Here is a 14206-nt window from a genome sequence, read left to right as displayed (position 1 = left end):
AGTGCTGCTACCGCCTCACTAAGTATCTTCTTCCGTGAGGCCTTGGTGCAGGATCTACCTCGTTACCAAGTCTATTGACTGAATTGGTTTCCCACCTTCTCCGTCCCGTATCTTGAGAGGATACTCGTATGTCTGCCCCTCTACGTACTCGTCAGAGTACACTAACAGAACAATCGAAAAACGGTACACAGACACGTTATCTGCCCAGAGGATGTTCTTCTCTGGGTCGTACTCCTGTTCCGCACAGGGGATGTCTCGCAGTTCGACACGGATATCGTCTGGTACATCGAATTGAAGAGTGAAGTCATCCAATCGTTCAGAAATCGTAACACCGCCTTGAAGCTCGCATTCACCAGAACTGAGTATCGCTTCTCCCCGGCTTTCAGCGACCTTATCCGGTTCTTTTCCCCCCTCGACAGTGGCAATCGGGGTTAAATCGATTTGAATCCCGAACGGGCGATACGCTAAGTAGTATCCAACAGCAGGGACTACGTACATTCCGGCTGCGGAGACCGCGACTGGTGTGGAACTAAGGACTGACGATGCAATCCAGAGAACGGTGCCGAATATCCCGCTCCCCCACGCGAGTATCGACGATTTGTACTCAGACAGAAACGGGCGGAATTCAGCGCGTAGATGAGCGATACTGAGAAAAGCACCAGCCATAGTCGGTAGAGTTACTCTCCAGACTCCGCAATCACGTCGCGCTCAAAGAGTTGAATAAGATACTCAGTAGCCTCTGAGACATCGCTATGGACGGATAGCGTCCCATCAGTGTACCGGGTGAGGATTTGCTCTCCTTCGTAGGAGAAGACGACAGTAGCCGATTCTATTGGGTACTGTTCAATTTCAAGTTCGGTATCATAGGGTTCGGGCCTCAGCTCTTCGAACGAGATCTCGGTGCCTTGGTCACTAATCAGAGTAAGTTCGATGATTTTGTCGGCATTATTCAGGAAATTCCATAGGCGATCCCGGTGCACAGTCAATGACCGGTAAATCTTCACATCGTCCGCTGAGAGGGCGTTGAGCTTCTTTATCACTGATTCAACTGATGGCAGGTCAACCTCCGTATCCAAGATGAACAGGTTCGACTGGTCACGGAACTCAAACTCAAGCTTGACGTCTCGACCCCCGCCCCACATAGCATCCTCAGAGTATTTTATCACCCCGCTGTACGCCGATTGTCCGTCAAAAGGGTACTCGTCGCAGAGACCACTAACCGTCCGCTCGTCCACGTCTGACAGACTGAACCCGTTGGTCGAGAGATCGGACAGCTCACGAAATCTCTGCCCGTTGCCTGGGATTCGCGTCCGACGGAGACTACTTGATCCCATACATTACCTCGTCTATGTAACCGTACGACGGGCACGATTACGAGTCCTTCTACCCCGGCACTTTCGTAGCGTCATTGGAACTCAGCAATTCCGGATTGTCGCTTTTTGTACTCCTCTCGGTTCCCCTTTTCGCGGTACCGTCGGATCACCTCATCGACTGGGAACGTGATTTCAGCGCCTTGCCGTTCGCATTCTTCGTACAGGTTTTGGAAGAACTCCACCGGCGGGTACTTATCTTCCGACGGGAGAGACTGCCAGTGGTCGTACACGGCGAGTAGTTCTTTCAGGAAGCACACGGACAAGGCCATACGTTCCAGATGATTCGACCCTTCGATGTCTTGTTCAGCCTTGATGTGGATCCGGCCACCAGTTTCGATTCGGGCGGCAACGAACTTCCCGTGCAGCCCGAAGATTCCTTCAAGGAACGCCATTTCCTTCCCGCGGAGAATCCCCATCAGGATCGTCGTGGCTTTGGCAATATCTGTTGAGTCGTCCACCCGGTTACTCCGACCAAACCGGTCTTCTTCCCCTTCGATACGGGCGTTGCTGAGGAGTTTCGCGGAGAGTTCCTCACCGAGCTGTTCGCCGTTCTTGTACTGGGAGAGGATCCACAACAGGAAATCTGAAGCGAATCCGATTTCCCGCGTTCTAATATAATCACCAAGTTTTGATTCGATGAGACTCCCTGCCTGCCGTGCTTCGGTCTTATTGCCTTTGATGACCAAGTAGTTCGGAGAATCCCAATAGACGTCCACGCTATCCGTCGTTCGCACGTTTCGGTACTCGGTTCCGTCGCCATTCTCCGATTCCACCTCGCGTTCGTTCCATTGTTCGTACCGGTACCGGATTCCGTAGACATCCTCTAACTCTGATTTAATTTGCCGACTAATATCCGGTGATTCAGAGACGCGTTCAGCGAAATCCAGCATATGATAACCACTCCCTGGTTCCTCGTTAGTGCCGCGAGTGAAATCCTTAAGACCATCTTCAACGGTCGTCTCTAGGTCAAAATTCGGGTCAAGAATCTCAGTGGAATACAACCCATTGAAAACTAACCGGCCGTCGTAAGAATACGAGCCATTAGATCGCGGATTACTCATTACCTGCCTTTTGTACTGGGGATCAGTAAATAACTACTCCGCAGAATGTAAGTGATCTCAGGATACCGGAAAATCTACCTAGTATTGGGCACGTGTGGCAATCGTTCTTGGATAGCGACGAGAACCCCATCACGTTTGTCAGTCGGATTCACCGCTACCACTTCGTAAATGTCCTCGTCGTACTCCAGTAGCCGAAGGAGATAATGTGCGCGTGGGTAGCATTTCCGCTCTTTCCCCACAGAATCGCAGAACAGGACGTGAAACGTTTTCCCAGTACCGTCGGGGTTTGGGTCCACGTCGTAGTCAAAGTCAACTGCTACGACTGAATAATCCCCCTCGAAGAGGTCCCTGTTTCCCCGAAAGAATTCGTGAGTCCAGGCGTCGATCTCGCCGGAGATTACGAGAAACCAGTCCAGCGGTACTTGATGGTAAAATAGGTCGATCCCGAAGCGCGTATGTTCTATTCGGGTGAGTTCAGTGTAGTGATGCTCTGTCGTTAGGGGGGCAATTGTATCTGGGAGACCCATAGGTCCAGTGATAGATGTAGGTGAAATCCAACGTGACTTACGACATTAGAGATCCTAAGCCATGGTCGTCCAAATAGGATTTAACCACATCTTCAGTATAAGATGGTGCGTTCGGTGATACTTCGACTCTCTGAATCAACTCGTTTGACACTACACCGATCTCAGGTCGGGTTCCTTCGAAGGATTCTAAGCTCGAATAACTAAACATCCCATCGGACTCATCAAGTATGCCATCGGGCACAACAAATACTCTCACAGACCGTTGATTATCGAACTTGGATGACTTCACTCCGAAGATTCCACCTAGTGCATCAACTGGGTAATTCCCATAACCATCAGTGGGAGGGCGATTTGAGAAATCCTCTAGGTCGGCGTAACAGACTTCTTCGACACGAGCCATCTGATCTGGTAACTGGGATAAGAGATCGGTTTTTGAGCTTCTGAGGGCAAGTGTCGCATCAGCGAATCGGTCCCATGTGGATCGGGAAATTTCAGGCTCCGCGTACCACTCTGTATACTCAGCTACTTGATTAAGTTCTTCCCAGACCAGAGAGGCTACGCCTTCGATGCATTCCGGTTCAGGAATGTCACAGCCCACCCTGAGATCTGAAACCGGCTTCGTGGGCAATTGGTTCTTCTCGAAAAGATACAGTAATTCTGTAGTGGTCGTGTAGCGATACAATGGCATTTCTTCCTCGGTACCAGAGCTCATCTTTGTGATTTACTCTGTTTGGATGCACTATTTATTACTCCCGCTGAATAACGCGGGTGAAAACAGATGCCATATATTGAACGCCTCTCTGATCCACGTCATCCAGAAGTGGAGGAATACGAGAACGCATTTGATCTTCCAGAGTTAGAAGACGACGAGTTTCTTTGGCGGTATCTTTCGGTAGAACAATACCTTTCCCTCTTACTCGAATCAAGCCTATACTTTTCACGTGCGGACCGACTTGAAGACAAATTTGAAGGAACGCTACCAGAAGCAACCCACTTGGATCCGGACATCAGACAAATTTATCGGGAATACAGAACTCTTGTCCATCTCAATTGCTGGCATGTCAACCAAGTTGAGTCGGTACTGATGTGGGATTCATATGCCCCTAGAGGAGTCGTGATTAAAACTACTCTTGATGAACTTTTAGATTCATTGGATGTCGAAGATGACTTCAGTATTCACATTGGTGAAGCAGAGTATGTCGATTTTTCCCAGTCGTCTCTAAATTTAATCGATAGAAGCGAAGAATCCCGTAGTGGAAGTGTCTTAGACTTGTTCAAATACAAGCGAGAATACTATTCTGGTGAGCGCGAAGTTCGACTGATCACAAATGTGCTGGCTGCGTACTCTCAAAGAGATGATTTGGAGGGAAGGTCAGAATCTGTTGAGGCATTAGGGCAGCATGAGGAAGACAAGATCAGAATCGATGTAGATCTCAATCACCTTCTAAAAGAGGTGATCGTCCATCCAGGGGCTGACCGAAATACACTCAAAGCTTTTAGAGCCGTAACAGATCGAATGTGCGATCTGGGAGATCGACTAAGACGGTCAGACATCGAAGGAGAACCTTCGCTATAAAGTTGAGAGCCCTGCGAAACGAGGCTAATAATACTCAGAATGAGATTGAGGGAGGACCCGAAGAAATCCTTCGTCGGGGCCCGGGAAAACGAGGACAAAAGCGGGATAGGGAAGCCAACTTCGAGTGAAACAGCAGTAATCACAGCGAGGGCAACAGTACCCGTCGCAGTCGCAAACAGTAGACATCCATATCGATAGGAAGACATCCTCACTGTCTGCGAGACGAATGAACGAATGGAGATGAGCAATCGACGAATCCTATTCAAAACCATATGATGATCACAGGTCAGTAAAGACCGCCTCTGCGTTCATATTTAAAATCAGTTGGGTGGTCGGGATCTCGGACATACTCGTTGTTGGTCGTGTTACTGACCCTAATGTTTTATTAATTTGGGAATAATACAACAGTTTGAATAGGAGGGGTACTGTACGAAATATATGGTTGATTCCGATAAGCAGCATCGATTCGAAGAAGCATTTGCACGCGGACAACAGGGCAATATCAGCAACTATGAAGCCTGGCTCCAGGACCAGCATATTCGTCCCGATCGTGTGACGCGTGCGTTCGTGGAGCAGTACTTCCGGGAACAGCCGGAATATGCGCCCAACCACGACGCTCAGCTCGAGGAAATCGCCGAGTTCCTCGGGTTCTTCTCTCGGCGAGAGGGGCCACACCACATCCCCATTGTCGGGGTGACCGGTCTCGGGAAAACCCAGCTTCTTGCGACCATCCAACATATGCTGGACCGGTTAGATACCGGGTTACCGTACCGAGAGTATTCGGCAGCCCGGTTCAAGGAGGATACTGAAGAGGGCGAACCATACTGGGACGATGTTCTCGCTGAACTCGCTGATATGGACAAAGCGGTCATCCTGCTGGATGACTGTGATGGAGATAAACGAATTGAGCACTCGCTGGAGACTATCAGAAACCGCGTTGACGATGTGTTTGTCGTGACGACGTGGACGCCTGAGCGGTGGCAGATGGTGAAAGACGAAATCAACGCCACGCTCACGGTCTCACAGGAGGTGGAGCTTACACCGCTGGATGAATCGGACTCGGTCACAGCCTTGGATGCGACGATGGAGGCATTCAGTACCGGCCCCGTCGAGGTATCCACAGAGCTGTACCAGCGGATCTACGAGTACAGTTCCGGTATCCCCGGCCTGTTCCACCGAATCCTCCGAGAAACACTCAAAGAGACCTTTCTCAACGACCTCAATCTCGGTGACATTGCAGCAGTTGATGCAGCAGCACAGACACTCCACTTAGACGACGCCGCAGAACGTATCTATGATCTATCGGAGAAACAGGTGCTGATCCTCAAACATATCTTATTGGCCCGGCATTCACAGGGTCGTCGACCGTCCGAACTGGTCGAGCTCTTGGATCGGGACAAATCCACGATCTCGTACCATCTTCAGAATCTATTCGATGATTCACTGCTAGATAAGGAAAAGGCGGGCAGGTCCACATTCTATCGGGTGGCTGCCCCGGTGAAACCCTTGATCCAGCGCCGCATTGCGCAGGAGGGGGAATTCCATGCCTAGTTACAAACTGATACCCACACCCCACGACGACCTCGATACAGACAACGTCGAAGAACGAGTTGCACAGCTCTCAGCACGAGAATCAAACGAGGACTTGCGCCGCGGAACACTCCCTGAGACGTTCGAAAGCATAGCTAACGACGCCTTCTGGTTCGAGTACGCAATAGAGCGGGAGTTCGAGTATGAAACGCTCGGTGGTGAGCACGAGACGAAGATCCTCGAGAAACACCCAGTGGTGTTCCTAGGCGGTGACTTCGTTGCCATCGGGAACTGCAACAATGACGTTGAGAACGAGCTTCAGGAGTTCCTCGAAACCAATTTCGTCCCCGGCTACGCCCTCGAAACACTGGGCTTCGAGGAAACTACCCTACAAAAGATCATTGGGCAGGCACCAGACATCGTCAAAGCGGATCTCAACCCCACACAGAGCTCGGAGCCAGAACAAATATCCGGCCGTGACCGACGCAGCCTAAAGGCCACCGACTTTTGGGACCGGTACGAGGGCGAACCCGTTTCCAAAGTCAAAGTCAAGCTGCCAAACGGAGGCACCGAAATCACGGTCGGGTTCGATAAACGCGGAATCGTTGTCCTCTACGAACAATCGTTACGTATGCGGGAACAGGTCGAAGCGTTACAATACGTCGCGGACAACGTCCTCTCCCGATTCATCAACCCGCAGTACCAGACAACGCTCCTTGAGGAGTAACCTACCATGACTCAACACCAAATCCCCACCGAAAACCACCAGGGATTCAACATCGCATCGACCGACGAAGCACCCAAAGGACCAGTCCTCCTCATTGAGCGGCAGGAAGCCCACGACCGCTTCCACGAAGACCACTCCCGACAGTTGACAGTGCTGCTCAGGATAACGGCCGTCAAAACACTGGTCAACAAGGGGGAAACAGCCAAATCCTACTTCGGAGATCATATCACCGTTATCACGACCACGACGATCAACGACCGTCTGCTCTCCAACTTGGGCTGGGACGACGAACTCGATATGATTCAGCAGTTCCAGCCCGATTTCCACATTCCGTGTGACTACCCCGTCTACAAGGACGACGACGCCCTGCTGCGGCGAAAACACGTACTCAAATGCCTCGAAGGAACAATCTGGATAGCCAGCAATCTCTACGGCACGAAAACCCGTGTTATTCCCCTGCTCAAAGGCGAGACACCGTATGAGCGCAGGCTCTGCTACCAAGTCTTCCAATACCTCGGAGCACGGTACTGCGTCTTCTACGGCACGCAGTACTTTACAGCGAACATCGGATTCTACCAACTTCAAGAGGACCTGCGAACCGTCATCTCTGAAGCACCCTATCTCCGGGTAATGCTCATCGGCCTGCAAGCCACGCATCGGCTGAAGCAGCTTCCGCCCCAGATCGTGGCTGCGGCAGGGCAACGCTGGATCGACGAAGTCCAACTCCGCGACATCCCATACAACCAATCACAGGAACGCTACATACAGATGGAAGACAACATCAACGATGCGCTTGGGCACGGACAGATGCCAATTATGGCCTGGTCGAACAGTGAGGGGGTGACGGCATAGATGGGGGGTGGTTACAACTCCACCGGCCAGACGTACTCGCACAGTGGCCGCGAACCCGGAGACACCGGCGGAGCAGGCCAAACGCTTCACGACGCCATCTCTGACGATCCCGAACCGGAGCACAAAGAGGAGCCCGAAAATGATGAAGTCGAGGAGTGCTACCAGGATCACGTCGAGGAAACCGAAATCACGGACCGGCAAACGGAGACCATATCTGACCGTCGCAACGTGCTCGTCGACATCCTCAGCGAAGATATGAAAATCGAGGACAGTCAGCTGATCGGGTCCTACACACGGGGCACTATGACGGCCCCCTTGAACGAAGATTCGGACGCCGACGTAATGGTCGTCCTCGATGCTGATGAGCACCGGCAATGGATCGAGCAGAAAAATGGGCCACGAAACTGTTTGAACGCTATCAAACGGCGGATCGAGAACGACCCTCGGTTCTCACAGACTGAAGTGAAGGTCGATCAAAACGTTGTCCAGGTCAAGTACCACGATTCGACCATCGAAATCGCACCAGCCTTCCGCTACAGCGAGGTACCGCATGCGGACCATCCACGGGGCATATTCGGCCTCTTCACTGACGCGAGCGACGGCTATGCCATTCCGGATACGCATGGCCAACAGTCGTGGCAGGGCACCAATCCCCGCAAGTACAAGCAGATGTTCGACGCTCGGGACCAAGCACACAACGGAAAGGTCGCCGGGCTAACCCGAACGATGAAGAAGTGGACCGAGACCAACAACGTCCCCGTGCGCTCATTCCATATGGAAACAATGGTCTACAACTACTTCGAGGAGAAGGCCCAGCGTGGCGAACCGGTTCCGGACACCTACCAGGAGATGACCCGCGAATTCGTCCAATCTCTACCTAGCCGGGTGAACAGCCGGACCAAGGAACCCGTCTACGACGAGCACGTGGATCAAGGTATGAGCCGCGGCGAACGAAGGGACGCCGCGAAAAAGGCGAAGCAGGCCAAGCAGAAATTGGAGGAAGCAAAGCAGCTTCAAGAGCAAGGAAAGACTGAGGAGGCGAAGGAAACGCTGCAAGACGTCCATGGAGACGACTTCAACTAGGAGATAGGGAAGGTGATGAGGGATGAAAGATGATGACGTTGACCTCGACTTCCGTGACCGTATCTACAACCGCGCGTTAGAGGAACAGAACAGCAATCTCTGGAACTTCAAACGATACTACACCGCAGCCAGCTTCTGGAGTTGGGTCGATGTCGGATCAGCCGTCCTCACTGCTTTTCTGGGTGCGATCCTCACTTATGGATTAGCCTGGCGAACTCTCCCACAATGGAGCATGGTTTCCCTCTCCCTCCTCGTCGGAACTATCTCCCTCGCAAAAGCCAACCGGAAACCCGGCCAACGCTCAGAAAAACTCCACGACGTTGGTCGGAGTTACCAAGAACTCCACGACGATCTCCAGAATTTCATCGAACTCGATTTGAAGGATGGCACCCGCGAAAAAGAATGGCTCAGAGACCGATTCGAAAAACTCGCCGACAAACGACATAACCTGAAAGCAGAAGCCAAGCTTAGCGGCTTCTGGTACCGCTGGCTCAAATGGCGACGCGAAGACGAAATCTATGAAGAAGCCATCACCACCGACGATGAGCGACAACATCTCGATCCAGATGGATTCGGTAATAAGAACTGATTGGTTACGTTCCTTAATCAAAGATAGCCCTATTCCTCACAAAATCATTTCGGTGTGCCCGAATTTATGCTATGTTATGTCTGCTGTGGAGGGTTATTCGACGTCAACCTTGATTTAATCTGGCTAAGAACAGGGGAACCAGTTATATGGATATTAGTGAGCCTATTGATCGCGGAGATCCGGAGGATGGTCGTCTTGAGTACAAGAGCAAAGAGGTTGCCAATCGGAAGATAGCTCTTGAGCTCGGCGCTATGGCAAACAGTCAAGGCGGAAGCCTCGTCCTCGGTGTCCGTGACAACGACGATGGCGAACCCGATCTCATTCAGGATGTGTCCGTTCCTCATCAACGGGTAGAGTCGGTTACCAACGTAATCTATGACCGGGTAGAGCCCACTCTTGATTTCAACACCAACACACCCCAAGTCGATAATGGGAAGACTGTCGTAGAGTTCGCTGTTGATCAATCCAATACGCTTCATAGTTTCCGCCATTGGAAGATGGACGAGCCGGTGTTCCCGGTCCGCCGAAATACGCGCGTGGGATATATGCACGGCCACGATGTGGCTGATCACTACGAAGACCAGATTGAAGATGATGATTCCGACGAAGGGTATTTGAGGCTTCCAGACGGTGAGTCATCGAATTATTTTATTAAGGCCCCGGATGGTCATATCTCGGATATCTGCCTGTTCTCGAATATCTACTATCCGGGGAACCCAGTCCGAATCCATATCCGAGCAGGACACTTACACGAGGTCGAAGTCGAACACATCTTTGCCATCTTAGAAGACTTGTTCGCTCTTTCAAACAGCGAGTCATCGTTCACAATCAACCAGTCTAAAGCCGCTTGGATTGGTCGAGGCTTCCAGAATTTCGTGTACAATCTCAGGGGTCAAGCAGAGCGATACAAGGAAGCAGAACAGGACCACGAATACGAACTGGACCTCTATGGAAATGAGCAGGCAGTATTCATATCTAACCTTGACGCGGTGTATCCGGAATCGACCATTATCATATATGCTGGCCCCTTCGTGGAGCACGACGGATACCGGAACATCGCCATCAACTTCTTGATCGACGGCCATCCAGCTGATATTCGCCCTCTAATCGAACTTTCAGAACGGACGGATCTGTACTTGTCGCAGGCCCACGAAGTGGATATACCGACAGACGAGGTCAAGGAGCCGGGACGGATTCCTGTGGGGGCGATTGAACAGGTGAAGCGGGATGATGTGCCGGCAGGCGAAAATCATCGAACTGTTGATGGCGTTCTCTGTGTGAATCCGTTCTTCGATAAACTGGATCTAGTGGAACAGGAGGTGGATCTTGAAGGCTTGAGCCCTCTTACGAAATATGATCGTCTTTTCGCATACCTTCTGGACTGGGATTATTTCGATGAGGACCACGACTATGAGACGAAGCGGTTCTTGGTGACTGATTGGAATGAGTTTACAAAAGGTGTGTACGCGAATGTGAAGGAGATTCGGTTCGACGTGAACTGGTGAGTTCTACTACCGTCGATTTCGACGCTCGAAAACTTCCCGACGAAACCGCATATGAACTCCTTCATCGAAATGATCGTGGCACGTTCTTCCTGGCGCTAATCGAAATCACACACCTCTGCCGACTCCTGCAAGAAGAAAACGTCCCAACCGTCGTCACAGAACACTTGCTTCCAAACAGATATACGACCGGTATTCTCGAATCGCCGCCGAATTCACACAGACATTCGAAGAATTAGCAGAAGAGAACGCCTCCACAAAAGCGATACTGTGACTTAACAACGTATTCTACTAGTGTGCGAGAACTATGCGATGTATCGCGCATTATGATTAGAATATTTCTTTGAACTGGTAGAATTCACAGTGGTTAATACACAGTCTTCACCAACCAACTGTTCTGGAAAGAGTGTGTCTGAAGAATAGGAATTCAACAGTGCCGATAAAATAAGACGGGTGCTGACTGCTGAGTTACGAGAACCCCGGCCGCTCTGCATACGCGATCGGATCGCGTGATCCGGCGTTCCGGAACGCCTCAAGCCGGAACGCACACGCATCGCACGTCCCGCACGCTGGCTCGTCATCCCGGTAACACGACCACGTCATCTCGTACGGCACGCCGAGCTCCAACCCGCGCTCCGCAATCTCCGTTTTCGACCACTCAACGAACGGCGCTTTCAATTCAATCTCCGTCTCCGGTTTCGTCCCGACGTCGATCACGTTCTGAAAGGCGTCGAAGAACGCCGGGCGACAGTCAGGATACCCGGAAAAATCCTCCGAGTGCGCGCCGATAAACAGCGCCTCTGAATCAGTCGCCTCCGCGTACGACGTCGCCATCGACAACAGATTGGCGTTGCGGAAGGGGACGTACGACGTCGGAATCTCATCACTCTCCATATCGGCGTCGGCCACGTCCATCTCTTCGTCCGTCAGGCTCGATGCGCCGATCTGTGAGAGATGCCCTGTTTCGATATGGAGAAAGTCAGCCGCAGCAACCTCGTCAGCAAGCGCTTTCGCGCACTCGAACTCCTTGTTCTCGGTGCGCTGCCCGTACGACGTGTGCAGGAAGTACGGCTCGTACCCCTGCTCAATCGCTTCGTACACAGCCGTCGCACTATCCATCCCGCCGGACACCAGAATCACCGCACTTGTGTTGCTCATATCTGCTCAGTTGCGTCGAATCGATCGGTACTCTGTTCACCCCACCGCGTACGACGCCCACGCCGCACTCGCGGCACCACACGATCTCGACCGGGCTGGCCCTGGGCGACGCTCATGTGCCCGGCGCGTCGTTCCACAGGTCAACGTGGAGTCGCGGCGTGTACCGGTACCCGTACACCATCGCTAACTCGGCGACCTCGCTGCGCGTCCCATCAAGTTGCTCCCGCGTCATACCCTCCGGCATCAACAACACGTCATCGTCCGCCACGGTCGTCGCCGTCGCCGCCCGCACCCGGTCAACCAGATCCGTGATCTCCGGCAGATCCGACTCATCCGTCACGACGAACTTCAACTGCGTCTCGTACGCATCCACCATCCGGGACAGCGCGTCCATATCGATCCGGTTCTCCGCGTGTTGCTCTTCGAATTCGCCGTCACCTTTCGGGTCCCGTTCCGGCGTCGGCGTACTACTCGCCAGTTTCGGACTGATACTCGCCAGATCGATCGGGGCATCCCGGTATATCGTCCCGTTCGTCTCCACCGTCGTATGATACCCTTCGGCGGCCAGTCGCTCTACGAGCCCGACCGACTCCTCGTGGATGAGTGGCTCCCCGCCCGTGAGCACGACGTGGGTGGCCTGCTCGTGGGACTGGACTTCCTCGATGATCGAGTCGACGTCACGCCACGCCCCGGTCGGCTCCCACGACGTATGGTACGAATCACAGAACCAACACCGCAGATTACACCCAGCAGTCCGCACAAACACCGAAGGGACGCCAGCACGCGTTCCCTCACCCTGCAACGAGTAGAACACCTCGTTGATCGGGAGCCCCTCACCAGCCGCGTCACCGTCCGTTACAGGTTCCTCTGCATCACTTGCCACCGGCATCAGTAGGTTGCACAGAGCTCGCCGGTTTCGCTCACCGACACCGACACGTCCGAGACGGTGTCTGGGAACGCGTCGAGCATCCGTTGTTCAAGCAAGACGCTCATCACCTCTGCCGTCGGCGGGTGGTCCAACACGACGAGCGCGTCGCCGTCGCCGGACGCCTCAAACGCCTCGACAAGCGGGTCACCCGCTTCAACGAGGAACCGGTGATCCCACGCGTCAATGACGTCCGTGACATCCCCTTTATCGACGACCCAGCCCTCTTCGGTGAGTTCACCAGTCACTTCGACAGCGATCTCGTAGTTGTGACCGTGTGGCCGCGAACACCTCCCGTCGTGATGCAGAATTCGATGGCCCGAGCTAATTCGGATGGGGTTGTTCGCTCCGATTTGGAGTGTTCGTTGGCCTGTTTCCTGAAGCACATCTACTTCGGATTCTCCTCTTGATATACCTCGGGCCATACTCGAAGAATACCCAGGGAATATATAAATATTGAGTTTCGATACTCCATCGATGGAACAGCAGCACCACTCACGATCGTCTCTCCGCCAACTCTCTCGTTGCCCACCGGTATCTCCCCCGGCCGAACCGCAACAGAGCACCGCACGCAGTTGTACGATCATAGCCGGTGGTGACCGCTAATGGAGACCGAGGATACTCGCGCAATCTTTACTGCTGTGTTCGCCGGCTCAATTGTCCTCGCAAACGTCCTCGCAGCGAAACTCACGTGGATCGAACTCCCCGGACTTGGCGGCGTCGCCGTCCCCGCCGGATTCGTTGCGTTCGGCGTCGCGTACCTCGCTTCAGACCTACTCGTTGAGTACCACGGGAAAGAGTACGCTGCGACCGTGGTCAACGGAACCGTCGTCACGCTCGTCATCGCGTATGCCCTCGTGTTCCTCGCCATTTGGATGCCGTCTGCCCCGTTCTACGGTGGGCAGGAAGCGTTCGTGTCGACGCTTGGCGGCTCCGCATCGATCATCCTTGCTTCCGTCGTCGCACTCGCAGCCGCCCAACACCTCGACGTCCGACTCTTCGCCAATCTCAAAAGCCGCACTGCTGGCCGTCACCGATGGCTCCGAAACTGCGGATCCACTGCAATTAGTCAAGGCGTAGACACCGTCGTGTTCATCACGCTCGGCTTCGCCATCTTCCCCGCACTCGGCCTTGGTGGGAACCCAACGTGGGGCTGGGCGCTCGTATCGATCATTGCCGGACAGTACATCGTGAAACTCCTTGTCGCGCTGATCGACACGCTCCCGTTCTACGCCGTCACAGAACTCGTGGAACGACCGGCTTAACTGGAATATATTTTAAATGTACGGCTCTGTTGAAATAC

The 14206-nt window shown here is 53.0% G+C and carries 16 protein-coding genes; 8 read left to right on the top strand and 8 right to left on the bottom strand.

Annotated features, from left to right (window positions below; all coding sequences use genetic code 11):
* Window positions 1–54: 54 nt before the first annotated feature.
* From AXA68_RS16710 to AXA68_RS16705, 5 genes are all read right to left on the bottom strand, one after another.
* Window positions 55–498, bottom strand: a complete 444-nt coding sequence (locus tag AXA68_RS16710) for a hypothetical protein (protein ID WP_157884804.1) — start codon at window positions 496–498, stop codon at window positions 55–57.
* Between the two features lie 179 nt (window positions 499–677).
* Window positions 678–1334, bottom strand: coding sequence for a hypothetical protein (locus AXA68_RS08405; RefSeq protein WP_157884803.1), 657 nt, complete (start codon window positions 1332–1334; stop codon window positions 678–680).
* Window positions 1335–1405: 71 nt separating this feature from the next.
* Window positions 1406–2434 carry a hypothetical protein gene (locus AXA68_RS08400; RefSeq protein WP_157884802.1) on the bottom strand — a complete coding sequence of 343 codons (1029 nt, stop codon included), beginning with the start codon at window positions 2432–2434 and terminating at the stop codon, window positions 1406–1408.
* Between the two features lie 74 nt (window positions 2435–2508).
* Window positions 2509–2961, bottom strand: a complete 453-nt coding sequence (locus AXA68_RS08395) for a hypothetical protein (protein WP_066415292.1) — start codon at window positions 2959–2961, stop codon at window positions 2509–2511.
* A 37-nt stretch (window positions 2962–2998) separates the two neighbouring features.
* Window positions 2999–3649 carry a hypothetical protein gene (locus AXA68_RS16705; protein ID WP_232745083.1) on the bottom strand — a complete coding sequence of 217 codons (651 nt, stop codon included), beginning with the start codon at window positions 3647–3649 and terminating at the stop codon, window positions 2999–3001.
* Window positions 3650–3739: 90 nt separating this feature from the next.
* Between AXA68_RS16705 and AXA68_RS16700 the strand changes: the two genes are divergently transcribed.
* The 7 genes from AXA68_RS16700 to AXA68_RS08360 all read left to right on the top strand — a co-directional run bounded on the left by AXA68_RS16700 (window position 3740) and on the right by AXA68_RS08360 (window position 10823).
* On the top strand, window positions 3740–4537 hold the full coding sequence (locus AXA68_RS16700) for a DUF2971 domain-containing protein (protein WP_157884800.1): 798 nt from the start codon (window positions 3740–3742) through the stop codon (window positions 4535–4537).
* Window positions 4538–5104: 567 nt separating this feature from the next.
* Window positions 5105–6088 (top strand): hypothetical protein, encoded by a 984-nt coding sequence (locus AXA68_RS08390; protein WP_066415288.1) that lies wholly within the window; start codon window positions 5105–5107, stop codon window positions 6086–6088.
* The gene (locus AXA68_RS08385; RefSeq protein WP_066415285.1) at window positions 6081–6794 is read left to right on the top strand and encodes a hypothetical protein; all 714 of its coding nucleotides are present in this window, start codon (window positions 6081–6083) and stop codon (window positions 6792–6794) included. Before AXA68_RS08390 ends, AXA68_RS08385 begins: the two co-directional genes overlap by 8 nt.
* Window positions 6795–6800: 6 nt before the next feature.
* On the top strand, window positions 6801–7646 hold the full coding sequence (locus tag AXA68_RS08380) for a hypothetical protein (RefSeq protein WP_066415281.1): 846 nt from the start codon (window positions 6801–6803) through the stop codon (window positions 7644–7646).
* On the top strand, window positions 7647–8729 hold the full coding sequence (locus AXA68_RS08375) for a CBASS oligonucleotide cyclase (protein ID WP_157884799.1): 1083 nt from the start codon (window positions 7647–7649) through the stop codon (window positions 8727–8729). It abuts the gene before it with no gap.
* 22 nt (window positions 8730–8751) lie between these two features.
* Window positions 8752–9318, top strand: coding sequence for a hypothetical protein (locus AXA68_RS16695; protein WP_157884798.1), 567 nt, complete (start codon window positions 8752–8754; stop codon window positions 9316–9318).
* A gap of 146 nt (window positions 9319–9464) precedes the next feature.
* On the top strand, window positions 9465–10823 hold the full coding sequence (locus tag AXA68_RS08360) for an AlbA family DNA-binding domain-containing protein (protein ID WP_080505197.1): 1359 nt from the start codon (window positions 9465–9467) through the stop codon (window positions 10821–10823).
* A gap of 465 nt (window positions 10824–11288) precedes the next feature.
* On the opposite strand, the gene queC is transcribed toward AXA68_RS08360, so the two are convergent.
* From queC to AXA68_RS08345, 3 genes are all read right to left on the bottom strand, one after another.
* On the bottom strand, window positions 11289–11978 hold the full coding sequence (queC, locus tag AXA68_RS08355) for a 7-cyano-7-deazaguanine synthase QueC (protein WP_066415272.1): 690 nt from the start codon (window positions 11976–11978) through the stop codon (window positions 11289–11291).
* 112 nt (window positions 11979–12090) lie between these two features.
* Entirely contained in the window at window positions 12091–12867 is a 777-nt protein-coding gene (locus tag AXA68_RS08350; protein WP_066415271.1) for a 7-carboxy-7-deazaguanine synthase QueE, read from the bottom strand.
* Window positions 12867–13328 carry a 6-pyruvoyl trahydropterin synthase family protein gene (locus AXA68_RS08345; RefSeq protein ID WP_066415267.1) on the bottom strand — a complete coding sequence of 154 codons (462 nt, stop codon included), beginning with the start codon at window positions 13326–13328 and terminating at the stop codon, window positions 12867–12869. The genes AXA68_RS08350 and AXA68_RS08345 overlap by 1 nt, the downstream gene beginning before the upstream one ends.
* A gap of 180 nt (window positions 13329–13508) precedes the next feature.
* On the opposite strand from AXA68_RS08345, the gene AXA68_RS08340 reads away from it, so the two are divergent.
* A complete protein-coding gene (locus tag AXA68_RS08340) occupies window positions 13509–14168 on the top strand; it encodes a queuosine precursor transporter (RefSeq protein WP_066415265.1) in 660 nt (219 codons plus the stop codon).
* Window positions 14169–14206: the final 38 nt, after the last annotated feature.

Origin of the sequence: Halorubrum aethiopicum (assembly GCF_001542905.1) — an archaeon.
In the GTDB taxonomy this organism is placed as follows: Archaea; Halobacteriota; Halobacteria; order Halobacteriales; family Haloferacaceae; genus Halorubrum; species Halorubrum aethiopicum.
The sequence above is the reverse complement of the archived record's forward strand: the minus strand, read 5'-3'. Positions and strand labels throughout refer to the sequence as shown.